This is a genomic window from Collinsella aerofaciens (assembly GCF_901212495.1).
Lineage (GTDB): Bacteria > Actinomycetota > Coriobacteriia > Coriobacteriales > Coriobacteriaceae > Collinsella > Collinsella aerofaciens_H.
Window position 1 is genome coordinate 67,881 of sequence record NZ_CAAKNY010000068.1, and the last position, 23,552, is coordinate 91,432.

General features: G+C 59.6%; 25 protein-coding genes. 1 reads left to right on the forward strand and 24 read right to left on the reverse strand.

Annotated features, from left to right (window positions below):
• Positions 1 to 32: 32 nt before the first annotated feature.
• The 14 genes from SFLMC1_RS07900 to alaS all read right to left on the reverse strand — a co-directional run bounded on the left by SFLMC1_RS07900 (position 33) and on the right by alaS (position 13,179).
• Positions 33 to 1,661 (reverse strand): DNA repair protein RecN, encoded by a 1,629-nt coding sequence (locus tag SFLMC1_RS07900; RefSeq protein ID WP_152074624.1) that lies wholly within the window; start codon positions 1,659 to 1,661, stop codon positions 33 to 35.
• Entirely contained in the window at positions 1,651 to 2,511 is an 861-nt protein-coding gene (locus SFLMC1_RS07905; protein ID WP_152074623.1) for an NAD(+)/NADH kinase, read from the reverse strand. The genes SFLMC1_RS07900 and SFLMC1_RS07905 overlap by 11 nt, the downstream gene beginning before the upstream one ends.
• Positions 2,508 to 3,311, reverse strand: coding sequence for a TlyA family RNA methyltransferase (locus SFLMC1_RS07910; protein ID WP_152074681.1), 804 nt, complete (start codon positions 3,309 to 3,311; stop codon positions 2,508 to 2,510). The genes SFLMC1_RS07905 and SFLMC1_RS07910 overlap by 4 nt, the downstream gene beginning before the upstream one ends.
• 8 nt (positions 3,312 to 3,319) lie before the next feature.
• Positions 3,320 to 3,586 carry an exodeoxyribonuclease VII small subunit gene (locus tag SFLMC1_RS07915; RefSeq protein WP_152074622.1) on the reverse strand — a complete coding sequence of 89 codons (267 nt, stop codon included), beginning with the start codon at positions 3,584 to 3,586 and terminating at the stop codon, positions 3,320 to 3,322.
• Between the two features lie 2 nt (positions 3,587 to 3,588).
• A complete protein-coding gene (gene nusB / locus SFLMC1_RS07920) occupies positions 3,589 to 4,176 on the reverse strand; it encodes a transcription antitermination factor NusB (protein WP_152074621.1) in 588 nt (195 codons plus the stop codon).
• Positions 4,177 to 4,179: 3 nt separating this feature from the next.
• Entirely contained in the window at positions 4,180 to 4,542 is a 363-nt protein-coding gene (locus SFLMC1_RS07925; protein WP_006233982.1) for an Asp23/Gls24 family envelope stress response protein, read from the reverse strand.
• 24 nt (positions 4,543 to 4,566) lie between these two features.
• The gene (gene efp / locus SFLMC1_RS07930) at positions 4,567 to 5,130 is read right to left on the reverse strand and encodes an elongation factor P (RefSeq protein ID WP_117806186.1); all 564 of its coding nucleotides are present in this window, start codon (positions 5,128 to 5,130) and stop codon (positions 4,567 to 4,569) included.
• A gap of 186 nt (positions 5,131 to 5,316) precedes the next feature.
• Positions 5,317 to 6,447: a M24 family metallopeptidase gene (locus SFLMC1_RS07935; RefSeq protein ID WP_152074620.1), complete on the reverse strand. Its 1,131-nt coding sequence runs from the start codon at positions 6,445 to 6,447 to the stop codon at positions 5,317 to 5,319.
• 132 nt (positions 6,448 to 6,579) lie between these two features.
• Positions 6,580 to 7,689 (reverse strand): hypothetical protein, encoded by a 1,110-nt coding sequence (locus tag SFLMC1_RS07940; protein ID WP_154063926.1) that lies wholly within the window; start codon positions 7,687 to 7,689, stop codon positions 6,580 to 6,582.
• The gene (locus SFLMC1_RS07945) at positions 7,686 to 8,219 is read right to left on the reverse strand and encodes a shikimate kinase (protein WP_152074618.1); all 534 of its coding nucleotides are present in this window, start codon (positions 8,217 to 8,219) and stop codon (positions 7,686 to 7,688) included. The genes SFLMC1_RS07940 and SFLMC1_RS07945 overlap by 4 nt, the downstream gene beginning before the upstream one ends.
• A gap of 8 nt (positions 8,220 to 8,227) precedes the next feature.
• A complete protein-coding gene (locus tag SFLMC1_RS07950; RefSeq protein WP_152074617.1) occupies positions 8,228 to 8,725 on the reverse strand; it encodes a YqeG family HAD IIIA-type phosphatase in 498 nt (165 codons plus the stop codon).
• A 2-nt stretch (positions 8,726 to 8,727) separates the two neighbouring features.
• Positions 8,728 to 10,083 carry an endolytic transglycosylase MltG gene (gene mltG / locus SFLMC1_RS07955; protein ID WP_226814290.1) on the reverse strand — a complete coding sequence of 452 codons (1,356 nt, stop codon included), beginning with the start codon at positions 10,081 to 10,083 and terminating at the stop codon, positions 8,728 to 8,730.
• Positions 10,076 to 10,504 carry a Holliday junction resolvase RuvX gene (ruvX, locus tag SFLMC1_RS07960; RefSeq protein ID WP_152074616.1) on the reverse strand — a complete coding sequence of 143 codons (429 nt, stop codon included), beginning with the start codon at positions 10,502 to 10,504 and terminating at the stop codon, positions 10,076 to 10,078. Before ruvX ends, mltG begins: the two co-directional genes overlap by 8 nt.
• 17 nt (positions 10,505 to 10,521) lie before the next feature.
• Positions 10,522 to 13,179, reverse strand: a complete 2,658-nt coding sequence (gene alaS / locus SFLMC1_RS07965; RefSeq protein WP_152074615.1) for an alanine--tRNA ligase — start codon at positions 13,177 to 13,179, stop codon at positions 10,522 to 10,524.
• 196 nt (positions 13,180 to 13,375) lie between these two features.
• Here alaS and SFLMC1_RS07970 point away from each other — a divergent pair, with 196 nt between their 5' ends.
• Entirely contained in the window at positions 13,376 to 13,615 is a 240-nt protein-coding gene (locus SFLMC1_RS07970) for a hypothetical protein (RefSeq protein WP_152074614.1), read from the forward strand.
• 24 nt (positions 13,616 to 13,639) lie between these two features.
• On the opposite strand, the gene SFLMC1_RS07975 is transcribed toward SFLMC1_RS07970, so the two are convergent.
• The 10 genes from SFLMC1_RS07975 to lspA all read right to left on the reverse strand — a co-directional run bounded on the left by SFLMC1_RS07975 (position 13,640) and on the right by lspA (position 23,064).
• Entirely contained in the window at positions 13,640 to 15,049 is a 1,410-nt protein-coding gene (locus SFLMC1_RS07975) for an AI-2E family transporter (protein ID WP_152074613.1), read from the reverse strand.
• Positions 15,046 to 15,837: an RNA polymerase sigma factor SigF gene (locus SFLMC1_RS07980; protein ID WP_117583446.1), complete on the reverse strand. Its 792-nt coding sequence runs from the start codon at positions 15,835 to 15,837 to the stop codon at positions 15,046 to 15,048. Before SFLMC1_RS07980 ends, SFLMC1_RS07975 begins: the two co-directional genes overlap by 4 nt.
• A gap of 1 nt (position 15,838) precedes the next feature.
• Complete coding sequence (locus SFLMC1_RS07985) at positions 15,839 to 16,216, reverse strand: ATP-binding protein (protein ID WP_117757603.1); 378 nt, start codon at positions 16,214 to 16,216, stop codon at positions 15,839 to 15,841.
• Positions 16,209 to 16,799 carry a hypothetical protein gene (locus tag SFLMC1_RS07990; RefSeq protein WP_152074612.1) on the reverse strand — a complete coding sequence of 197 codons (591 nt, stop codon included), beginning with the start codon at positions 16,797 to 16,799 and terminating at the stop codon, positions 16,209 to 16,211. Before SFLMC1_RS07990 ends, SFLMC1_RS07985 begins: the two co-directional genes overlap by 8 nt.
• A gap of 100 nt (positions 16,800 to 16,899) precedes the next feature.
• Complete coding sequence (locus SFLMC1_RS07995) at positions 16,900 to 18,249, reverse strand: replication-associated recombination protein A (RefSeq protein WP_187323912.1); 1,350 nt, start codon at positions 18,247 to 18,249, stop codon at positions 16,900 to 16,902.
• A gap of 59 nt (positions 18,250 to 18,308) precedes the next feature.
• A complete protein-coding gene (locus tag SFLMC1_RS08000; protein WP_152074611.1) occupies positions 18,309 to 19,556 on the reverse strand; it encodes a deoxyguanosinetriphosphate triphosphohydrolase family protein in 1,248 nt (415 codons plus the stop codon).
• A 31-nt stretch (positions 19,557 to 19,587) separates the two neighbouring features.
• Positions 19,588 to 20,010: a prepilin peptidase gene (locus tag SFLMC1_RS08005; RefSeq protein WP_152074610.1), complete on the reverse strand. Its 423-nt coding sequence runs from the start codon at positions 20,008 to 20,010 to the stop codon at positions 19,588 to 19,590.
• 81 nt (positions 20,011 to 20,091) lie between these two features.
• Positions 20,092 to 21,387: a glycosyltransferase family 2 protein gene (locus SFLMC1_RS08010; protein WP_152074609.1), complete on the reverse strand. Its 1,296-nt coding sequence runs from the start codon at positions 21,385 to 21,387 to the stop codon at positions 20,092 to 20,094.
• A gap of 82 nt (positions 21,388 to 21,469) precedes the next feature.
• Entirely contained in the window at positions 21,470 to 22,483 is a 1,014-nt protein-coding gene (locus SFLMC1_RS08015; protein WP_152074608.1) for an RluA family pseudouridine synthase, read from the reverse strand.
• Positions 22,483 to 23,064, reverse strand: coding sequence for a signal peptidase II (lspA, locus tag SFLMC1_RS08020; protein ID WP_152074607.1), 582 nt, complete (start codon positions 23,062 to 23,064; stop codon positions 22,483 to 22,485). The genes SFLMC1_RS08015 and lspA overlap by 1 nt, the downstream gene beginning before the upstream one ends.
• Between the last annotated feature and the right edge of the window lie 488 nt (positions 23,065 to 23,552).

Genomic DNA, 23,552 nt, shown 5'->3' on the forward strand with positions numbered 1-23,552 from the left:
AGCCGGGTCGGACTTGCACGTGGCGGCTCGGCCTAAACACGCGCTTCTTCCAGCATCTGCTTGGCGTGCGCAAGGCTTGCCGCCGACTGGTCGCCGCTCAACATACGCGCGATCTCTGCGGTACGGGCGTCCCCAGCCACCTCATCCAGATGCGTTTGGGGAACGTCGCCGGGCTCTTTACTGACCACGTAATGCTTGTCGGCCATGACCGCAACCTGCGCCAGGTGCGTTACGACGATGACCTGATGCGTAGCGGCGAGATCTGCCAGCACGCTCGCGAGGGCACGGGCAGTGGAGCCGCCAACACCGGCATCGACCTCATCAAACACAAGCGTATCGACACCATCGGCGTTACCCAAAACCACCTTGCTCGCCAGCATGACGCGGCTCAACTCGCCGCCCGACGCAATGCGGCGCAAGGGACGAGGTGTTAAGCCGGCGCCGCTGCGATATAGCAGCTCATAGCTCGAAGGACCCGCGGGTGTCCACTCAGCGCGAGGGAGATCGCGGGACTCCCAGACCAGTTCAGCGCCGCCCATCTCCAGGCGTGCCATCTGACGACCCACCTCGTGACAAAAACGCGGAGCAGCGGTGTTGCGCGCACGCTTGAGTACCTTGGCGGCAGCAAAGAGCTCGCGTTCGGCGCTCCCGAGCGCCTCGCGCGCCTTCCTAATCTGCTCGTCACCATCGTCCACCAGCGACAACAACTCCCGCGAACGGTCACGCATGGCAAATACATCATCCATGGTGGGACCCCACTGACGCAGCAGGCCCTTGAGGTCGGAATACCGCTCGCGCATGCGAGCGAGCTCACGAGGGTCAAACGCAACGCCATCGCGATAAGCCCGCAGCTCATTGGCGCAATCCTCGAGTGAGATACAGGCGTCCGAAAGTGCGTCGGCGATGTCACCGAGCTTGCGGTCAACGGTCGTCATGCGTGAAAGCTCGGCCACGGCGCTGTTCACGGCATCGAGCGCTCCCCCTTCGGCAGTAAGCGATGCATAGGCATCGTTGGCCGTGGCTACCAGCACCTCGGCATGCTCGGAGCGCGGCAGCATCTCCTCGAGTTCCTCATACTCACCCGGCCTGGGGTCGACCTCGGCGATGCGCTCCAGGGCGAAGCGCGCCTCCTCGACGCGACTCCCCTGAGCGCGTGAGGCTTCCTCCACACGGCGAAGCTCCTTGGCGGCGGCACGCGAAGCCTTAAAACAGGCGCGATACTTCTCGAGTGCTTCAAGCGCCGCGCGCCCGGCCCAGGCATCAACCATGGCAACATGGTGCACCGGATCGAGCAAGCGCTGGTGCTCGTGCTGGCCGCAAAGATCCATCATCACGCCGACGCGCTCCGAAAGCTCGCGCACGCTGGCGATGCGGCCGTCAATTTTAACGCGGCTTCGGCCCTCGGCAGAAAGGCTGCGCTGTACGGTGAAGCCCTCCGTGTCGTGCGGGCCGTCGAACAGGCGCGCCTCGACGCTGGCAAGCGCCTCGCCCTCGCGCACCGTCGACGAATCCGCGCGCTCGCCCAAAATGAGCTTGAGGGCAGAGAGTAGTGCGGTCTTGCCAGCACCGGTCTCGCCGGTCAGGACGGTCAAGCCGGCACTCGGCACCAACGTCGCCTCGCGAATGAGCGCGATGTTGGAAACCTGCAGCTCATCGATCATGGCGCACTCCGTAGAACACGCGGCTCACCGAGTTATAGAAGCTCTCGGGACCATAATCCAGCAGCAACACATCGCCGGGACCTCGGCGCACCGCCACGCTCTCAACGGTGCCATCGCAGGTAATAAACTGCCCATCGATGGCGATCGCCGGCACACTCGGGCGATCATCGGACATAAAGATCTCGACGACATCGCTCGGCGAGGTCAAGAAGGCTCGAGCCTGAATGGTATGCGGAGCGATAGGCACACAGACCATGCCCGTGTAATCGGGGCTGACGATGGGGCCGCCGGCGGAAAGCGCATAGCCGGTGGACCCAGTCGCGGTCGATACAACCACGCCGTCACCACGCAGTCGATCGATATGGTGGCCCGACACCGTGATGTCGAACTCGACCATATCGGACAGCGGACCGCGCGTGAGCGCCATATCGTTGAGGGCAAACGTGCGCACGACATCCTTCGTGCCGTCTTCGCGCACGGACACGATATCAGCGGCGATGGTGGCGCGGCGGCTCACATGGAGCTCACCGGACAGGGCATCGCTCACGACCTGCAAAATGTCGCGCTCCTCGGGGCTCGCGGCCGTCAAAAAACCCAAATGGCCATAGGAAAGACCCAAAATGGGAATCTCACGGTAGTTGAGAATGCGGGCGGCGCGCAGCAGCGTGCCGTCGCCGCCGAGCGTAATGACCAGGTCGGCATCGTCAACATCGGGCGCGCTCTGGATCTTGGAGCGCTGGTCGGCAGCCCATACGACCTCGTAGCCCTGGCGCGAAAGCCAAAGCTCGAGCATCAGGCCGCTCTCGACCGCCTCTTGCTTGTAGTAATTGGGAACCAGAAAGACCTTCATAGCGTTGCAGCTTTCTCGCTCAAAACCGATACCCGGGATTGCAACTTGTCATCGGCGCGCTCCCCGGGGGTAAACCTCGTGCCGTACAGGAAAAACTCGACGTTGCCCTTGGCACCATGGATGGGCGACACGCACACGTCAAGCGGGAACAGGCCCTTGGCGGCAAAAAGTTCAATCGCCGCCACGAGCGTATCGCGGCGGACGTCGGGGTCGGTCACGATGCCGCCCTCGCCCACCAACGCAGCCGGCGCCTCAAACTGGGGCTTTACGAGCGTGCAAAACGAACCCGAAGGCTTCAGGCACGCCAGCACGGCGTCAATGATATTCGCGATACTCGTAAACGACACATCGCACACGGCCAGGTCGAGAGCGCTGCCGTAGCCAAGCTCAGGCAGCTGCGTCACATTCGTGCGCTCGTGGAGCGTCACGCGATCGTCCTGGCGCAGCGACCAATCAAACTGGGCACGACCCACATCGACCGAAACAACTGTGGCGGCGCCGCGCTTGAGCAGGCAATCGGTAAAGCCGCCGGTAGAGCAGCCCACATCCAGACAAGCAAGGCCCGTCGGATTGATGTCAAGCGCATCAAGCGCGCCTTCGAGCTTAAGACCGCCGCGGCCAACGTACGGGATACGCCCCTTCACGTGCAGCGGCAGGCCCGGGGTCACCTTAAGACCCGGCGAAGTCAAGCGCTCGCCGCCACTCGAGACCAAGCCGGCCATAAGAGTGCGAAGGGCATCCGCGCGATCGGCGCAGATGCCCTGTGAAATCAGTTCGTCATCGAGACGCACGCGTTTCATGAATGCCATCAACCATTCGTATCCGGGGATGCAGCCTGTCTATCTTGGGACTCGTTTGACGCATCCTCATCGTATTCCTGCTCGAGCTTGTTGGCCTCACGCGGCGTCAGCTCAAACTTGTCGACCATATCGACCGCACGGGAGCCCAGCTCAATCGCCTCGTCAAACAAATCGAGCGAACGCTCCAGGGACGTGTCCTTAGATCGAACGGTGGCGATGATCTGGTCCAGACGATCCGAGATCTCATCGAAGTTGCGGACGGAACCCTCTGGCATGGCTACTCCTCGACGGAGTCGGCTTCGACGGCCTCAGCAGCGTCCGCATCCTCGGCAAGTACACCGGCGGCAGCCGGAGCGGCAGCGACCTTGGCGGCCGCCTCGGCAGCCTGCGCCTCCTCGCGAGCGCGATCCTCGGCCAGCAGCTCTTGGTACAGCTCCTCGCCCGGCAGCTCCTCGCTGCGCGCGATCTTGCCCAGCACGCCATTGACAAACGACGCGGACTGGTCGGTGCCATAGGCCTTGGCAAGCTCGACAGCCTCGTTAATCACGATGGCGTCCGAGACTTCATCGTCGGTGAGGAAACGCATCTCATAGACGGCGATACGCAGCAGATTGCGGTCGGCGCCTGGCATGCGCATAAGATCCCAGTTCTTAGCGATGGCGCGCAGGGCGCAGTCGATGCGGTCGATGTGCTCGTAGGCACCACGGCACAGCTCCAGCGCGTAGGGGTCGAGGGGACCCTTCGAAATCAGGAAATCGCCCTCGAGGACGCGCTCGAGCGGGCTGTCCGTGGCCTCGGCCTGAAACAGCAGCTGCAGCGCCTGACTGCGGGCAAGCGTGCGCCCGCGATAAACCTTAAGGCTCAAAGGTTACTCCTTGGGGAAAACGAGGCCGTCGATACAAACGTCAACACGCTCGACCTCGACGCCCACCTGGGCATCGATGGCGGCGACCACGGCGGCGCGAACGGCCTCGGCGAGTTTCTTGAACGGATAGCCAAAGAACACCACGACACGCACGGTGAGTGCGAGCTTGTCACCGACGACCTCGGCCTCGACCGCCGGCTCGGAAGCCGGGGCCTTGGACGAAAGCATCATGGAGACAAGGTTGGTGGCAAGGTCCTTGACGCCAACGGAGGCGATGCCCTCGACATCCGACACGGCGCGCGAGACGATGGCGGTCAGAACATCGGGCGAAATGCCGATGCCGTCAATCTTGATTTCCTGGGGCATGAGTCCTCCTAGAAGAGTTGGTTGCTAGACGCGGGAGACGAACTTGCCGTCGCGGGTGTCAACCTTGATGACCTCGCCCTCGTTGAGGTACATGGGAACCTGGATGACAGCGCCGGTGTCGATCGTGGCCGGCTTGGTGGAACCCTGGACGGTGTCGCCCTTAAAGCCCGGGTCGGTTTGGACGATGGTAGTCTCGATGAACATCGGCGGAGTCACGCCCATGAGCTCGTCATCGGCGAAGAGCAGCTGGCAGATGTCGTTCTCGCGCAGCCACTTGGAGTTCTCGCCCACCATGTCCTCGGGAACGGGAACCTGCTCATAGGTCTCGTTGTCCATGAAGATGTAATCGGCGCCATCGTTGTAGAGGTACTGGAACTCACGGGTGGTGAGCATGACGCTCTCGAACTTGGTACCGGCGTTGCAGGTGTTCTCGACGACGCGGCCGCTCTTGATGTCGCGGGTCTTGTAACGCACAAACGCGCCGCCCTTGCCCGGCTTGACATGCTGGAACTCGACGATGGTGTAGACCTTGTCCTTAATGCGGAGACCGAGGCCGTTCTTGAAGTCGGCGGTAGAAATGGTAGGCATAGCGACCTTTCTTGTTATGGGCAGAACGCACAAGCGTCCAAATTACATACGACCGAAATTATACACTTGCAGACGGCGCCTGCAGCGCGCGCATAAAAAGAGAACGCGGGGCGTCCGAATCGATCCGGACGCCCCGCCCCGCAAAAGTAGATTTTTGGGACATGCCTCAAAATCTACCGAGGTGTATTAGCAATCAATGACGTGCAGGTCGTGCGGCGTCTTGGTGAAGGGTTCGTAGCCGTTCTCGGTGACCACGCCGTAGTCCTCCAGGCGCACGCCGCCCACACCGGGCAGGTAGACACCGGGCTCCATGGTGATAACCGAGCCGACCTCGATGATGTTCTTGCTGCGGTTGAAGTTGGGCAGCTCATGGATGTCGATGCCCACGCCGTGGCCCAGACCATGGTTGTAGTAATCACCGTAGCCGGCATCGCCGATGATCTTCTTGGAAAGCTTAAAAATGTCGTTGCCCTCGACGCCAGGATGGATGGCGGCGACGCACTCCTCGTGGGTGCGGCGCACGAGCGCGTACAGGTCGAGCTGCTCCTGGGTAGGATCGCCCATCACGACGGTGCGCGTCATGTCGGAACGATAATCGCAGTAGCCCGCGCCGTAATCCATGAGGACGAAGTCGCCCTTCTCGATCACGCGGTCACTCGGCACGGCGTGCGGGTTGGCGGTGTTGGGACCGCTCGCCACAATAGAGCCAAAGGCCAGGCTGTCGGCGCCGTTGGCGAACATATAGTTCTCGAGCTCGTTGCGAACCTGCTTCTCGGTCATGCCGGGCTTAATAAAGCCGAGCATGTGCTGGAAGGCGGCATCGGTGATCGACTGCGCATGGCGCATGAGCTCGATCTCCTCGGCGTCCTTGATAGCGCGCATCTTGCGAATGTCGTCATGCATCAGCGGCAACATGCAGGCGACGGAACGATCCTCCAAACCACGCTGAATGCCCTGGTAGAAGTTGATCTGCATGTCGTCCTCGACAGCGCAGACGCGGCACTTGCTGGCCGCGATCTTGCCGGCGACCCAACCGGGGATGGTGCCCTCGTCCATGTCGTAGACCCAGGGGCTGCCGGCGGGCGTGTTCTCCTCAAAGCTGTTGAGGTAGCGCGAGTCGGTGTGGAACAGGCACTGATCTGCCGTAATAAACGCGGCGTGCGGAAACTCGAAGGTGTAGTCGAAGACGCCCTTCACGCCCGTAAGCCAACGAAGGTTGGCCTCGTCGCGCACCACGATGGCATCGTAGCCGCGCTCGACCATCAGGGTACGGACACGCTCGATACGACCGGCAGGACCGGCAGTAAACTCAGACATGCAGATTCCTTTCTTGTTGTCTCAAAAAGTGCGGGACGAGTCTCAACCGAACGACGGAATCGCATACGATCCGCAACCGATTGGAAACCCGCCCCTCAACATGATACGAAAGACGATGGATGTCAATAAATCTTAGAGAAGTTCTTTGCGCGATGCCAAGTAGGCATGAGCATGGCGCTCCAGAACCTCGTCCTCAACGCTCGTTAGACGAATGGCGCCGAGTGCCGCGGGCAGCGGTAATATGCTGCGGTTCGAGCGGACAAACTGCTGCCTGCGGAACTCCTCGATATATGCGGCAGGCTCCAGGTCGAAGGCAAGCTCCTCGATACCAAAGTCCTCTAGGCAGTCATCGACATCAAAGACGTAGTCGATATCGAAGTCGCAGGCATCATGTGCTAGGCGCGCCTCAAAGCGCATGCCCTCGGACAACAGCTGGTAGGCAGGGACCTGCGAAGCGGCATCGCCCAAGCAGGCGCGCAGGGTACGCTCCCCCGTCTTGCCAAAATCGAGTGCATGGCGGGCGCTCGGGTTCGTGGCCATCAGCACGTCCTTGCGGGCAGTCTGAGACCACTGAACGGCGTTGACGAGCGCGACCTCCTCGCCCGCGAGAATCTCGGGGACGGTCTCGGCAAACTGATTCCAGCGGGACTTGCTGCTCGAAAGCATGGTGCCAACAAGTATCACATAGCCGAGCTTGAGGTCCTCGGGGTCCGTCTCGCGAACAAGGTCGAGGTCACACACGACCAAGCCCGGCTCGGGACGGAACGCGATAGCGGGAAGCGCATGCGCCGACGAGGCGACGAGCGGCTTCATGGTCGTCGCGACCGTGAGCATGGCGTCGAACGTCGTCGGCAGCAAGGCGCACTCGGTGCGACCGCACCACTGATTGGCACCCCAGCAAACGACCGAGCAGGTCGCCGTGTCGCCGACAGCGACAACGAGATCGTCGCAGGTAATGCCGTTAGCCGACAGGGCGCCAAAGACGGTATCGGCATCGGTCAGCGTAGCGCCGGAAGGCGAAACCTCGAGGACGAGCAGCGACACGGCAAAACCGGCGTCGATCAGCGCATGCTCGACGACCTCGCCAAAACGCTCGGATGTGGCGTCGTTCCAAACCACCATCGCGCGCTTAGGCTTGCCCACAGCCGAGGCAAACATGCGCGACAGCTCCTCGAACGCGCCCAATCCGACGCGGACATCGACACTGCGGTTTTGGAAATTGATAAGTTGACGGCGAATCATAGCAGTCCACGCTCCAAAAGCATCTCGGCACAAAGGTAGGAAACGTCCTCGAAGGACTTGTTGCGAATATCAAGGGTAATATCGGCTGCCTGACGATACAGCGGACGGCGATGCTCAAACAGGCGCGCAGCATGCTCGGGAGAGCGGAAATCGGGCCGGGTATCCGAGCGGCGAATCTGGCGCAACGAGTCCTCAAAGTCGCCTTCGAGGTACACGCAGGTACCCATATCGTGCATCAGTTCAATGTTCACCGGCGTCTCGACGATGCCGCCCCCGCACGATACCAGCAGGCTGCGCTCGCTTTGGAGCGAACGGAGCGCCGAGGTCTCGAGTTCGCGAAAACGATCCTCGCCCTCCGTCTCAAATATCTCGGTCACGGATTTGCCGCATCGACGCACAACCAAACGATCGGTATCGATGAATCGACGCTTGAACATAGTGCCCACGTTGCGCGCCAGCGTCGACTTGCCCGCGCCCAAAAAGCCGATAAAGAAGATATGGTCGCAGCCGTGTTTGATGTGCTGAGACATGGCGAAACCTATTCCTCGCAGGGAAGGTCGCGCAGGGCCCGGCGCTCAAAGATACGGAAGATCTGTGTGTACCACAGGTCCTGGGTTGCCTGCGGCTTGACCAGAATGGTGTCAACGCCGGCAAGGTTACCGCTCCACACGTCCGTGTAAAGCTGATCGCCGATCAGTACGGCCTCGTTAGCCGTGGCACCCAGGCGCTTAAGGCCCGCTTTGAGGGCAAACGGGGCGGGCTTCATGGCGTGGCTGATGGCCTCGAGCCCCAACTCGCGCGCCGATGCCATGACCTGATCGCGATGCCAGTTATTGGACACCATACACAGCTTAAAGCCCTTGGCATGGGCGGCTTCGAGCCAAGCGGAAACCGCAGCGGGAACCCGCTCGGTATCGCGCGGCACCAGGGTGTTGTCGCGGTCGAGTAGAATGGCGCGCTTGCCGTCGGCCCACAGGGTATCGAGGTCGATGCGGTCGACTGAGGCAACATATCGTTTGGGGCTAAAAATCCTCATGATCAATTCCAAGACTGTTGGTGCTCTTCGTAGGTCTTCGAGAAATACTCCTTGTCCTGTGTAATGTAGAAATACAGATCATCGGAGTCGGTCGGCTCAAGGGTGGCCTTGAGCGCCTCGAGCGACGGAGAGCAGATGGGCGTGGGCGGCAGGCCCTCGTGCTTATAGGTGTTATACGGGCTATCGCTCTGCAGGTCGTCGGCGGAAACCTCGCCGCCGGTGACATACATCATGGTCGCATCGCTATTGAGGTAGCGCAGGCCATCGAGCTTGCCCGCCAGACGGTTATAGAAAACCGATGCCACATGCGCGCGCTGATCGGCGTTGAGGCCCTCGCGCTCGACGATCGAGGCAAGGTTAACGATGTCATAATCGGACATCTCTACGCCATAGCGCTCCTTGATCTTGGCCTCGCAGCTGGCAAAGTTAAGCGACTTATACTCGGCCTTAAACTGGTCAAGCATGGCGCGAATCACATCATCGGCAGACGGGTCCTTACCCAACGAATAGGTCTTGGGGAATAGGAAGCCCTCGAGCGAATCGTTTGCAGCGTCTTTAAGGAAAGCGTAATCATTCACATAATTGCTCGCCTTAGCTTGGTTAAGGAAGTCCTCCTTAGAAATGCTGTCGTACGCCTTGGCCACACGGTCGGCGACCTGGTCAACCGTCAGGCCCTCAGGGATAGTCAGCGCATCGGAGCCCGCATTGGGGCCTTCCATGAGCTGCTGAACGACCTTGGTCGCGTCCATGAGCGTGGTGAACGAATACTTACCCGGTTTAAGCGACATGTCGGCGTTGAGCTTTTTGACCGCCGCGTAATAATCCTTGGGATTATCGACGATATGGTTCTCGGAGAGAATCGAAGCGATGGTGTCACCCGAGGCACCATCGGGAATCGTGATAGTAACTTGCTGGCCAGCAGCGACATTCGCATCCTCACCGGCAAAGAAGCCCTTGACGGCTGGCACGACAAAGAAAACGATCGCGACAAGCGCAAGCACGGCGACGACGCCACCGATCATCATAGGCACCGGGGAGCTTTTCTTTTGGGCACCACGGCGGGCGTGCGTTTTATAGCTCGAGCGCGTAGCCGGAGCAACGCCGCGCGAGCCACGAGCATGATGTGCGTGGGAGCGTGATTGCCGGGCCTGCCCCTGCGTGCGCTGGGCAGGAGCCTGCTGCTTAAAACGAGCGCCGCCAGCGGGCTGCGAGGGACGAGTGGCGGGCTGCTGAGCAGCACGCTGAGTAGGCTGAGCCGAACGCTGCATCGGCTGCGCCGGGCGCTGGCCAGGCTGAGCAGGGCGCGGCGCGGGCTGCCGTGTACGATTCTGCTGGCGCGGATCGGAAGCACTAGGCATGCTGAACCTCCTCGTTTTTACGATCGAGCCATGTCTGCAAGAACAGGCTGGCGGCGATCATGTCAATCTTGCCCCTCATCTGCTTTTCGTTGAGTCCCTGCTCTCGCAGAATGCGCTTGGCCTCTTGCGAGGACAGACGCTCGTCCTCAAAGTCCAGCGGAAGTTCGAGCTCGTCGGCAATCTTTTGGGCCACGGCGGCGACGCGCTCGGCCTGGGGGCCGGGCTCACCGGCCATGGTCAAGGGACGTCCGCTTACCAGGATATCGGGCTCATAGTCCTCGACTAGGTAACGGAACGTCTTGGCCATACCGGTGACCTCGGCAGCCGGCAGCACCTTGACGGGCATCGCCATCTTGCCATCACGGCTCGAGACGGCAATGCCAATCCTGGTCTCCCCTATGTCCAGTGCAAGCGCGACCACAGCGACAACCTAGGTTCTTAGGCGCCAAGCGCGGTCTTGGCGGCCGCGAGGGCATCAGCGATACCGGCAGCATTCTTGCCACCGGCCTGGGCCATGTTGGGACGGCCGCCACCGCGACCGTCGACCAGGCCCGCGATCTGCTTGATCACGTTGCCGGCGTGGAAACCGGCCTTCACGGCGTCATCGGAGCCGGCGGCAAGCAGGGCCGGGGTGCCCTTCTCGGTCACGCTGGCGACGACGCAGGCGACAGGGCCGGCGACCTTCTGGTGCACGGTATCCCACACGTTGCGCAGGTCGGCAGCCTCGAGGCCCTGAAGCTCGGCAACAACGAGCTTATAGCCATTCAGCTCGACAGCACCGTCGATGGCGCTGGAAATGGCATCGGAGGAGCCACCGGTCAGCGCCTTCTTGAGCTTGCTGGACGTCTCGCGCAGCTCGGCCTGCAGGTTCTCCACGCGGGCGGGAACCTCTTCGACGCGGCACTTGAGTGCAGCGGCAGCGGCGCCGACGAGCGCCAGACGGTCGGCCATGTAGTCGAGGGCACCCTTAGAGGTCACGGCCTCGATACGGCGGACGTTGGAGCCCGTAGAGGACTCGGAAATGATCTTGAACAGACCGATCTCGGCGGTGTTGGCGGCATGGGTGCCACCGCAGAGCTCGCGGGAGAACGGCTGGTCCTCGGCGCCCACCGAGACGACGCGAACGACGTCGCCATACTTCTCGCCAAACAGGGCGACAGCGCCGGCAGCCTTGGCCTCGTCGATGCCCATGACGCGGGTCACGACCGGCTTGGAAGCGAAGATCTGCTGGTTGACCAAATCCTCGACAGCCTTGAGCTGCTCGGAGGACAGGGCCTCGAAGTGCGTGAAGTCAAAGCGCAGGTGCTCGGGCGCCACGAGCGAGCCGGCCTGGGAGACATGCTCACCTAGGACCTGCTTAAGCGCGGCGTCGAGCAGGTGGGTGGCGGTGTGGTTGCGGCGCAGGAAACCACGGCGCTCGGCGTCGAGTGCCGCGGTCACGGTAGCACCGACGGTCAGCGTGCCCTCGGCAACGTGAGCGACGTGGGCATACAGGCCGTTGTGGTTCTTGGTGTCGGCAACAGTCAGCGCGACGCCTTCGGCGACAAGCTTGCCGGCATCGCCCTGCTGGCCACCCATCTCGGCGTAGAACGGCGTGCGGTCGAGCACGACCTCGACGTCCTCGCCGGCGTCAACGGACTCGACGGACTCGCCGTTGCGAACGAGGGCGACAACCTTGGCGCCCTCGATAACGTCGTTGTCATAGCCGTCGAACTCCGTCGCGGCGACCTTGTCCGAAAGCTCGACCCAAACGTCGTTGAAGCTGCCCCAGGCATCGCCCTTGGCGTTGGCGCGGGCGCGGGCCTTCTGGTCCTCCATGCAGGCGGTGAAGCCGTCCATATCGACGTCGTGACCGGCAGCGCCGGCGATCTCGACGGTCAGATCGATAGGGAAACCGAAGGTGTCGTGCAGCTTAAAGGCAACGTCGCCCGAAAGCACAGCGCCGTCGGCGAGCGCGTCCAGGGCCTCGTCCAGGTAAACGCGGCCGTTGTCGAGCGTCGTGGAGAAACGCTCCTCCTCGGAGGCGACGATACCCTTAACGAGCGCGACGTTCTTGAGCAGCTCGGGATAGGCCTCGCCCATCTGGGCGTTGACCTCGTCGATAAACTTGGTCAAGAAGGCGCCCTCGATGCCCAGCAGGCGGCCGTGGAACACGGCACGACGGAGCAGACGACGCAAAACGTACTCGCGACCCTCGTTACCGGGCAGGATGCCGTCCGAGATCATAAAGTCGACGGCACGGGAGTGATCGGCGATGATGCGCAGGGAGCGGCTGGCGCCGGAGTAATCGTCGGCGTCATAGGTCTTGCCGCTGATCTCCTCACCGAGCTTGATGAGGTGCTGCATCAGATCGCCGTCGTAGTTAGCGGTCTTGTGCTGCATGATGGCGGCCATGCGCTCCAGGCCCATGCCCGTATCGAGGTTGCGGTGCGGCAGCTCCGGCATGGAGCCGTCCTCCTGGCGGTCATACTGAGTAAACACGAGGTTCCAGAACTCAAGGAAGCGGTCGCAGTCGCAGCCGGGCTTGCAGTCGGGGCTGCCGCAACCGACCTCCTCGCCCATGTCAAAGTAGATCTCGGAGCACGGACCGCAGGGACCGGTGGGGCCAGCGGCCCAGAAGTTATCGTCCTCGCCCAGACGCGAGATGTGATCCTCGGCAACGCCCAGGGAGCGCCACACGTCGTGGGTCTCGTCGTCCTCGGTAAAGACGGTGAAGTACAGGCGGTCGAGCGGCAGCTTGAACTCCTTGGTGATGAGCTCAAAGGCCCAAGTGCAGGCCTGCTGCTTGGAGACGCCGCCAAAGGAGAAGTCGCCGAGCATCTCAAAGAAGGACAGATGACGGCCGTCCTCGCCGATGCAGTCGATGTCGTTGGTGCGAACGCACTTCTGACAGGAGATCGCGCCGATCTCCTTCATGGTCTTCTTACCCTGGTAGTACTCCTTAAACTGGTTCATGCCGGCGTTGGCGAGCAGCAGCGAAGGATCGTCGGGAACGAGGGACGAAGAAGGATAGAGCTTAAGACCGCGCTCCTCAAAGAAGTTGAGAAACTTAGAGCGAATCTCGGCCGTAGTCATTGACGGGTAGTCAGCACTCATAGAGGGAATCTCCTCGGTTTCACATCGAAACAGTTCAAACGTAACGATATTACCATCCCACCGCGCCTGTGCAAAAAAGAGGGCCGCCAAACAGCGACCCTCCAGCGAAAGTGCATGTTATTTAGGACTAAACAATCCTTTGAAAAAATTGTTTTTAGTAAAATACTAAATAAGAATCATCCGGAAGGAGCGACCGATGAATGCCAAACGATTTGTCCTGAACACACTTCTGGTAGTAGCACTTTTAGCACTCTTGGCCTTCTCCCACTGGTATTCAAACCAACCAGCATTTGGCTACGTATTATATGCAGTAATGTCCGGCGATAAGGCCTGTTGCCCTCTACGCGCAATTGACGTTCTCTATTTCTATGTAGCCGGCCCCTTATCAATCGCTTTGCTCGTGTTTCTTGTCTTTTACAACATCAAAAAACGCTAACAGGGCCTATTCTAATAGGGCCTCTTAGGAATCCGAATCATCCATGGAGCCGTCGATGCCGGTTTTGGTGTCATCGTCCATATTGGAATCGTCGTCCTTGGCGAAGGGGTTCTTGAAGAAACCAGTCGCGTCGGGCTGAAGGCCCGAGAGCTTGATCCAGGAATTATCGAGCTCGGGTTTGGGCATGGCCTTGGCCTCAGGCGCGGTCTCATTGCCGATGAGCTCGGACTCATAGATGAACGTGTCATCGCCAAGCGCGTCATAGGCGGCAACCGGGTTACCCTCGGCATCGCGATACGGCGTACCCTTAAACACGGCACCTTCGTAGGCCACGAGCTGGCGGCCGGTCTCGTTTTCGAAGTAGTACACGAAGATACCCTTGAGGGCCGCGCACAGCGGGATGGCGATAACCATGCCGATGGGGCCCATAAGCGCCGAGCCAATAACAAGGGCCGTGAGGCTCATGATGGGATGCACCTGCACCGAGCTCTGCATGACCTTAGGCGAAATGACGTTATCGGTGACATTTTGTGCCACCATGGTCACAACCAAGGTCCACAACGCCAGCATCGGGCTAAACATAAACCCGAGCACCGTGGCAATCGCCGCGCTCACCCAGGGACCGACAACCGGGACCAAGTGCATGATGCCGGTAAAGATGGCCATGAGCGCCGCATACGGATGCCCGATGATCGTAAAGCCGATAAAGGCAAGGATGCCACCGCAGATGGACGTCACGACCATGCCACGCATGTAACCGCCGACCGAGCGCGAAAGAATCGCGACCATAAAGCGGTACGAGGTTTCCTTTTCCTGACCAATGATGGTGCAGACCTCGTGGTGCATACGGGGATAATCGCAGGCAAGCCAATAGGCAAGCACCAGACCCAAAAAAATCACGAACAGCTGTGAGGCCGTGTTGGTGATAAGCGGGAACACGCCGCGGCCGAGCTCGGCGGCAATCTGTGAGACATATTTGGACGCCACCGTAACGAGCGAAGAAAGGTTATCGTCCAGGTACTCCTTGACCGGCGTGTTGTTGAGCGTCTTGGCGCGCGAGATCATCTCATTAAGGTCGCCACCCGCAACACGTAGCTGCTCAGGCAAGCGGCTCAGGACTTCCATGATCTGGCCAAAGAGAATCGGCGACAGGATACAGACGACACCGACGAGCACGGCTACGACTACAATGAGCGCGATGAGTGAGCCGATGCCACGGCCCACCCCATGATGCTCGAGCCAGTTGGTGATCGGTGACATCACAAAGGCAATAATGGAGCCGACGGCCAAAAACTCAATAACCGGCGCCAGAATCCCCATGAGGTTAAAGATGACGGCAGCGATCACGATGCAGCCGACGACGGCCCAAATGCGCAGCGTCAGAATGCGGGTGTCGCGCAGCACGCGATCGGTTTGTTGGGGGTGTTCACTCATGAACGAACCATTACTCCGTCGGGGTCAATCTTGTCCTGAATCTTCTTAAGCGTGCGGCGCAGCAGGCGCGAGACCTGCACCTGGGAGATGCCCAGCTTCTTGGCGATCTCGATCTGGGTCATGCCCTTCACAAAGCGCAGCTCGATCACCTCGCGCTCGCGCGGCGAGAAATCGCGAATGGCCTCCTCAATCACCAGACGGTCATCGGTAAAGTCGAGCTCGTTGTCGTCGTCGGCGTAGCGATCGAGAATCGAAGGCGCATCGTCGGAATCGGACGCACCGGGAGCCTCGATGGGTACCGAGGTGTAGGCCGAGGACGATTCCATGGCTTCGAGCACCTCGTCGACGGTCACGTCCAGGTATTCGGCGATTTCCTCAACCTTAGGAGAACGCTGTAGCTCGTTGGTGAGCTTGTCGGTGGCCTGGTTGACCTTGGCCGAGAGCTCCTGCAGGCGACGCGGCACGCGCACGCTCCAGCCCTTGTCGCGGAAGTGGCGCTTAATCTCACCCAGAATAGTAGGTGTGGCGAACGTGGTGAACTCGAGCCCGCGCTCAGGGTCAAAGCGGTCAATAGCCTTGAGCAAGCCCAGATAGCCGACCTGCAAAAGGTCATCGAGCGGCTCACCGCGGTTCTTAAATTTGTTGGCAAGAAACCTTACCAGGTTCATGTGGGACATGACGAGTTGCTCGCGGGCATCCGGATCACCGGTCTCCTTATAACGACGAAACAGCTCGCGGGTTTTCTCCTTGTCCCAAGCGGTCTTACCGCTCCGGGAACGTTCGGTCATATTAGATATCCGCCTTGAGGTCGAGGGAAAGCGTCAGGGGCGCCGCGGTCTTTTCGTAGGAATCGCACACGCTTGCAAGAATGAGTTCGGCATACACGGCAGCCTGGTCATCCTCATCGACAGTCGCCTGATCGCCAAAGGTAAAGGTCATGCCCACATGAGATTCGTCGACATCGAATGTGATCGAGATATCGTCGCAGTCGACCGCGGTGCACCCAAAAATGAAGGCCTCCTCGGCAGCCATGCGGATATCCTCGATGCGATCGACGGACATAGAGCACAGGGCGCCGACGTTGGCGGCCGTCATGCGCACCAAGCGCGCGAGACGCGGATCACCGGCAACGCTTAGCGTAATGGGGCAGGTTGCTTCGTTACTCATCGCAGGACTCCTCGGAGGTCTCGGCGGGCGTATAGGTGTAATACTGAGCAGGCTTGGCTGCGGGCTTCTGAGACGCATCCGCACCATCGGAGGCCTCGTCCTCAGCCTCACCAATCAGAACGTGCTCGGTAGGCTGTTCGGCCTCGGCGGCAGCGGCGAGCTTGCGATCGGCGTCGGCTGCAGGAGCCTTCACCTTGTTAAATAGTTTCTGCACGGCACCGGCCGCAGAGTCGGTCACGCTCGACACGGCATTGCTGGCCTCGGCCACACTGCCCGTGACCTGAGAGATGTCGCGAACGACCGCCTCAACCTCAACAAGGTTGGACGTCAGGGCGTCAACGGCAGTCTTGCTCGATTTGAGGAGCGGCTCCACCTGGGCAAGTGCCGGCGTAAGCTCGTCAACGGCGCCATCGAGCTTTGCCACCACGGGCTGTGCCTCGGCGAGCGTGTTGTTGAGGTCGCTCACCGTCTTGTCGAGCGAATCAACGACGGTGCGCGTCTTGCGCAGCGTGAGCGCGAGCTCGATAACAGCCCACACGCCGGCAACGGCAAGTAGCAGCAGGGCGATTTGAATGGGACTCATACAAGCCTCCCAAATGAATCGAAATACAGACGCTCTTCATGGTACCCCAAAGGGGACCGAACATGCCAAGTGTGAGATCGTGGGACAAAATAATCAGCAGCTACTTCGGGGCATTCCCGCTGCGGTCGCGCTCGCTTTGCTCTACGCGCCACTCTTCCCAGCCGCGGCCGGCGGGCTGCCAAAACGCACCGCGCTCCAGCCCCTCGGGCAAATAGCGCTGATCGACCCATCCTTCGGGATAATCGTGCGGATACTTGTATACACCGTACTCGTCGCTGCCCGGGCGATGGCGATCGCGTAGGTAGCTAGGCACCTCGCGAAGACCACTGCTGTGGATATCGGCCAGCGCCGCATCGATCGAGGCCTCGCACGCATTAGACTTAGGCGCCAGGCACACATAGAGCGCAGCCTGTGCCAGGTTGATGCGACACTCGGGATAGCCAATGACCTCGGCAGATGTAAAAGCGGCATGTGCCACCAGCAGCGCCTGTGGATCGGCATTGCCAACATCCTCGGAAGCCTGAATCATGATGCGGCGAGCGATAAACTTGGGATCCTCCCCCGCATCGATCATGCGCGCAAGCCAGTAGATCGTGGCATCGGGGTCGCTACCGCGCATGGACTTGATGAACGCACTGATAATGTCATAGTGCATGTCGCCGTTTTTGTCATACGAAAAACCGCGACGTGGGTTGGCAATCTTAACGTCATCCACGGTGATGGGATAACGCTCCCCCGCCGCCGGCGCTGGCGTTCCCTCGGTATCGGGACGCGTGACGGCAATCTCGCTCGCAAGCTCAAGCGTCGTCAGAGCCGAGCGCGCATCACCCGCGGCCAACGTGCAAATGGTCTTGACGGTATCCTCATCGGCCGAGAACTTACCATTTAAACCCTGCGGCGCCTCGAGCGCACGCTCAATGAGCGTGGCGATATCCTCGTCTTTCAAGTGCTCAAGCTCTACCACGCGCCCACGCGACAACAGCGCGGAGTTGACCTCGAAGTATGGGTTCTCGGTCGTGGCGCCAATCATAATGACGGTACGGTTTTCAACCGCATGCAAAAGCGCATCCTGCTGCGACTTCGAAAAACGGTGAATCTCGTCGATGAACAAGATGGTACGGCGGTCATACGTATTCAGGCGCGTCTTTGCCTCGTCGATCACGCGACGCAGGTCCTTTACGGTGCCCGTCACGGCGCTGACCTCGACAAACTCGCTCTTGGTATGGTTGGCGATAATGTGGGCCAGCGTCGTCTTGCCCGTACCGGCGGGCCCATACAAAATTACGCTCGATAGCACGTCATGCTCGATTGCGGCACGCAACCACGAGCCCTTGCCGACGGCCTTTTGCTGGCCCACATACTCGTCGAGCGAATTGGGGCGCATACGCACCGCAAGCGGCGCATTCTGAAAGGAACGCTCACGCGTCGAAGCAGAAAAAAGGTCGTCCATAGCCATCCCGTACATCAATCAAAAAATTTTCCACGAACAGTATACCGAAAAGATACGAACTACCGTTCGTTAATATAGGTACGATGCGGAAACTCCAGACCAGGGAATAGCTTGCTCGTCAGCTCGCAGAAATAGCCGTCCGTCATGCTCGCGATGTAATCCACCACCGCTTGATCCTTGTCGTCCTGCCAGGCATAAGTGCGATCGTAGTAGGAAAGCTGCTGCTCGATGCGCGAAATATGATGCTTAAAGATGTACGAGGACTCGTCGCCTTTATTAAGATCTTGCAGGCAGCGGTCGTAGAGCTTTTCGAATGCCTCGCGCAGCTCCGCCTCGGAATCGCCCTCGATACCGCCCTTGCTGTAGATCTTGTCGTAGTTCTCGCGCTTGGCCCGGCGGATCTCTTCAAACAGGTCCTCGCTCATCTCGATACGCGGCTTGCCGTAGCTATGCTCGACGATATCGATTGAGGCATGCGTGAGGATCCAGCTGTTGTAGGCTCCGCCCAGGTCATCGTCAAAGGCGTCGGGCGCCAGCAGGCCCGCCGCAATGGCGTCCTGGCGATCGCGACCGACGTAGGCGAGGATATCCGAGATACGCACCACGCAGCCCTCAAGCGTCATGGGGCGCAGGTGCTCAACCGCGCTATAGCCCATGGCGATACAGTCCTCAACCGTCCGATCGAACTGGCCAAAGGATGCCATGTGTGACAGCTCAAACACGCGCTGCTCATATTCACCGTTATGGCACAACACGCCATCGAGCGTCTGGAGCGACACGTTGCGGCCATACAGCGCATCGAGCACGCGTACCGACTGCACGTTATGGAAAAAGAAGCGGCCGGTACGCTCGTGATAGATATCGTTGAGAAAGCGCTCACCGGCATGGCCGAAAGGCGTGTGTCCCAAGTCGTGGCCCAGGCCAATCGCCTCGATCAGATCGCAGTTGAGACCTAGGGCGCGACCGATATCGCGAGCGATGCGCGAGACAAGCTGCACATGCAGACCGCGGCGCGACAGGTCATCGTTGCTGCGGAAGCTAAAGACCTGCGTTTTGCCTGCATAACGCGTGTACGCCGGAAGATGAAGAATCTTTTCGGTATCGCGCATAAACGCCGGGCGCATAAGCGTGCCTTTGTCGGCAGCGCGATCAATACGACGAATGACCTGATCATCGTTGCAGCGATAGGGGTTGACATAGCCCGAAGCACGATCGGCGGAAATGCGCTCGACAAGTTCGGGCGACAACGCCGAGGGAATACGGTCCATGCGCGCCTTAATGACGGCCGTTTCTTGATTAGTTGCCATGGCATGCTCCTTAAGAAGGATGCGCAATCGGTTACAATGTGCAGCCCACGACCTCGATTATGGCAAAAATCGGCACCAAAAACGGGAGCAATGGCAGGGAGCGCGATTTTGTTAAGAGACAGGAGAGGGCAAGGACCAGGAGCGCGACGGCAAATGCCGCGATGCCGCCTAGAGGGTCGACCGTGCAAAGCGCGAAAAGCGCCTTGGCATCCCCCATGCCAATACCTGGGGTGTGGCGAACACGACGCCAGAGCGACTCAGTAAGCACGAGGGCAAGGTAGACAATAACCGCAAGACCGGCGTGGTCAAGCGCCGTGTTAACACCCCTGTCGAGCCAAACGCTTGCAAACGCCGCCACCGCACACGCACCGGCAAGCGCGTTGGGAAACCGCCGCTCACGGGCGTCAACCACCGCACCGGCAAAGGCGCAGATCCAAAATGGGATGTAGAACATCGTGCACCTCCATGAACAGCTGCGCGAAAGCACAAACCACCACAAAGGTGCCTGTCCCCTTTGTGGTGGTTTTGGTGGTGGTTATTTGGCGCCCTGCATGACCTCGTCGAGGGTAACGTTCACTGCGTGTTGCGTCGGGACCCAGTCGACCTTGAGGAACAGTGCAGCCACCGTGATGGGGATATAGCTGAACATAAAGATCGGGAAGGTAAACAGGTTGGTCACCAGACGCCACTTTTGCGCGCAATGAATGTGCTTGTACTCGAAGATGGTCGTAAGTAGCGCCATGGTAAAGAACGTCTGATACATCATGGCAAAAGTCATAATGAGCGAAGCAGCACACGCCTGCATCTCGACCTCGGTGGCCAAGAAGCCGTGCGAAAGACCACCCACAATAAGGAAGGTCGCGTTGGCGAGCATCGAGATGAGCGATAGCAGCATACCCGGGGCGATCGTCATGAACATGTCGTAGGCGGCAAAACGATGATAGCGGAAGGTCGATTTGACCAGGTGCTTACCGTAGGTAAAGAACACCTGGTAGAAGCCCTTAGTCCAACGCATGCGCTGCTTCCAAGAAGCCTTGAACGTCACGGGCTGTTCGTCAAAAAACTCCGCCGGTGCATAACCGATGCGAATACCGTGAATGGCGCAGAACGTGGTGAACTGAATGTCCTCAGTCAGCGTGTGGAACTGCCAGCCGTGCATACCCTCGATCACGCTGGCAGAAATGAGATAGCCCGAACCCGAGACAGCGCAGGAAGTCTTGCAGATGTTACGCGCATTGTTAAGGAAGCGCGCCTCGCGCAGATACCACGTGGCGTTGGCCGAAGAGATCCACGAACTACCGAAGTTCTTAGAGTTGCGGTAGCTGGTGACCACATGAAAACCCTGGTCAAAAGCGTCGTTCATCTTGGAAACGTAATCACGGGAAATGACGTTATCGGCATCGAAAATAAAATACCCCTCAAAGGTGTCGGGATACTCGTTGAGAATGCGATCGAAACCAAAGTTCATGACCCAGCTCTTGCCCTTACGAGCAAGGTCATTACGCTCATAGACAATGGCGCCGGCCTTGCGCGCAAGATCCGCCGTGTTGTCGGTGCAGGCATCGGCGACCACGAAGACCTCGATAAGCTCGGACGGATAATCCTGATCCTTGATGGAGCGAACGAGGTTGGCAATTACGGCCTCCTCGTTATGCGCCGCGATAAAGAAGGCATAGCGGTGGCGTTTTTTGGCCTTGGGAGGCGCGACCTCGCCACGAAAGGCACCGATGATAAAGAAGACCACCTGGTACAAAAAGCAGACCGTGAACAGCGTAAAGACAATCTGGTTGAAGATCACGATGGGTGTGTTGATTTGTAAAAAGGCGAGCATGCAGGCTCCCGGGAACGCGTAACGTAGACAACCGTATATCTTACCGCAGGCTTACCGAGTTCAAGAAACAACCTAATACTGGCTAGGCTTCGAGCAGACCGAGCTGCGGGACGATTTCGGCACCAGCGGCAGTGCGACCGAACGAACGCGGGGCCAGATCATCCAAAACCGCCGCAAGATCCCACGGTAGCTCGTCACGGCACTCAATGCGTTCCCCCGTCACGGGATGATCGAACGCCACGCGCCATGAATGCAGGAACTGCCTGGTCAGACCCTGATCGGCACGTACATCGCACTTGCCGTAGAGCGGGTCGCCCACACAGGCGTGGTTGATATGGCGCATGTGTACGCGAATCTGATGCGTGCGACCGGTAAACAGGTGACACTCGACGAGCGTATAGCCGTCGTCGAAACGCGTGGAATCAAAGCGCTCAAGGACCTTAAAGGTCGTGATGGCCTGGCGCGCAAAGGGGTCATCGGAAACCGCCATCTTCACGCGGTCGCGCGTCGATCGGGCAATACCCGTATTGATGGTGCCCTCGTCCATAGCGATGTGTCCGTGAACGAGTGTGATATAGCGACGGTCGAGCGTGCGCGTGCGTATAAGATTTTGAAGCGCTCGCTGGGTATCGTCGTCTTTTGCCGCGAGCATAAGGCCCGAGGTATCGCGATCCAAACGATGCACGATACCGGGGCGGTCCTCGCCCTGCACGGTACCAAGATGGTCGAGGCCGCAGTGGTAGACCAGGGCGTTCGCAAGGGTGCCGCTCTCGTGGCCATGGGCGGGATGGCACACCAGGCCCCGCTGCTTGGAGAGCACGATAAGGTAGTCGTCCTCGTAGCGGATATCGAGGGGAATGGCCTCAGGAATCACGTCGGTCGGGTCATGCGGCTCGGGCAAGTCGACCGAGATGCGGTCGCCGGAACGCACGGCGTACTTTTTTGACAGGCAGGTCTCGCCGTTGACGGCAACGGCGCCGCCCTCGATCAGATGCGCGCAGGCAGAGCGCGTAGGGCAGCCGTCATTGGCGCCCAGATAGGCATCGAGACGCTGACCAGCGCAATCGTCGGCAACAAGAATATGGATGTCGGCCATTAGCGCTCATTCCTTTCGCGAATCTTGCGGGCACGCTCCCCACGCTGTCTAGCCTTGCGCTTGGCGCGGGCCTCGTCACGGGCATTGAGCTCGGCGGTCGCATCGACCTCACGGGCCGCGGGGCTCAAGAACATGTAGCCGAAGAGGGCGAGCGCGACGCCGACCGTAATGCCGATATCAGCCACGTTAAAGACGGGGAAGTCGATGAAGGTGGTGGCAATAAAATCGGTCACGAAGCCAAAGGCCAAACGATCGATAGCGTTGCCGATAGCCCCGCCCGCGACCATTGCCATGCCCACAACCTCAAGATGGGCGAGCTGGGGCGCACGGAGCAAATACACGGCAATGGCGACAATGACCGCAAGCGCCAGCACGGCAAAGGCTATGCCATGACCCTCACCCATGCTAAAGGCGGCACCGATATTGCGAACAAGCACAAAATCGATCACACCGGGGATAACAGTCACATGCAGGGCATTGCCCACGGTACGGACCGCAAGCTTGGTCAGCTGGTCAACAAGCAGCACAACCAGTGCAACACCACCAGCAACACCCAGCCGCCAACCCAAAGGCGGCGTCATATCCGCACCACGACCCAAAGAAATCCCCTACCCTCAAGAACATCGAATTACGTTTAACGCAATAAACCATCTTATATTGCCAAACGCAGAGCGCACGACATATCCACCAACATAAGGGAAATAACCAGCTATAAACGAAAGCGGCATTCCGAAAAACAGAATACCGCTTGAATGTGATACAGGCAGTCGTTGGGGACGTTCTTATTTGACTAGTCGTTTAAGAACGTCCCCAACGACTACCCAACGACTACGCAAGCGAGAAGCGACAAAACTCCCAAGAACGGAAACACCGCAGGTAGAGCATAAATGAGCGAGCGGGTCGCATTTGAGACAAGGTGACGTGAAATGAAAGGGCGCTGACCTTTCGGTCGCGCCCATGAAATTGAACGTCAGATTGTCCAAATGCGGCCCGCACAGCGTCGGCTGGTCCGCCGTTCGTTAGAACGGCGGAACCCCCAATTGCCGCTCTGGCGGGTTTGCAGCGTCAA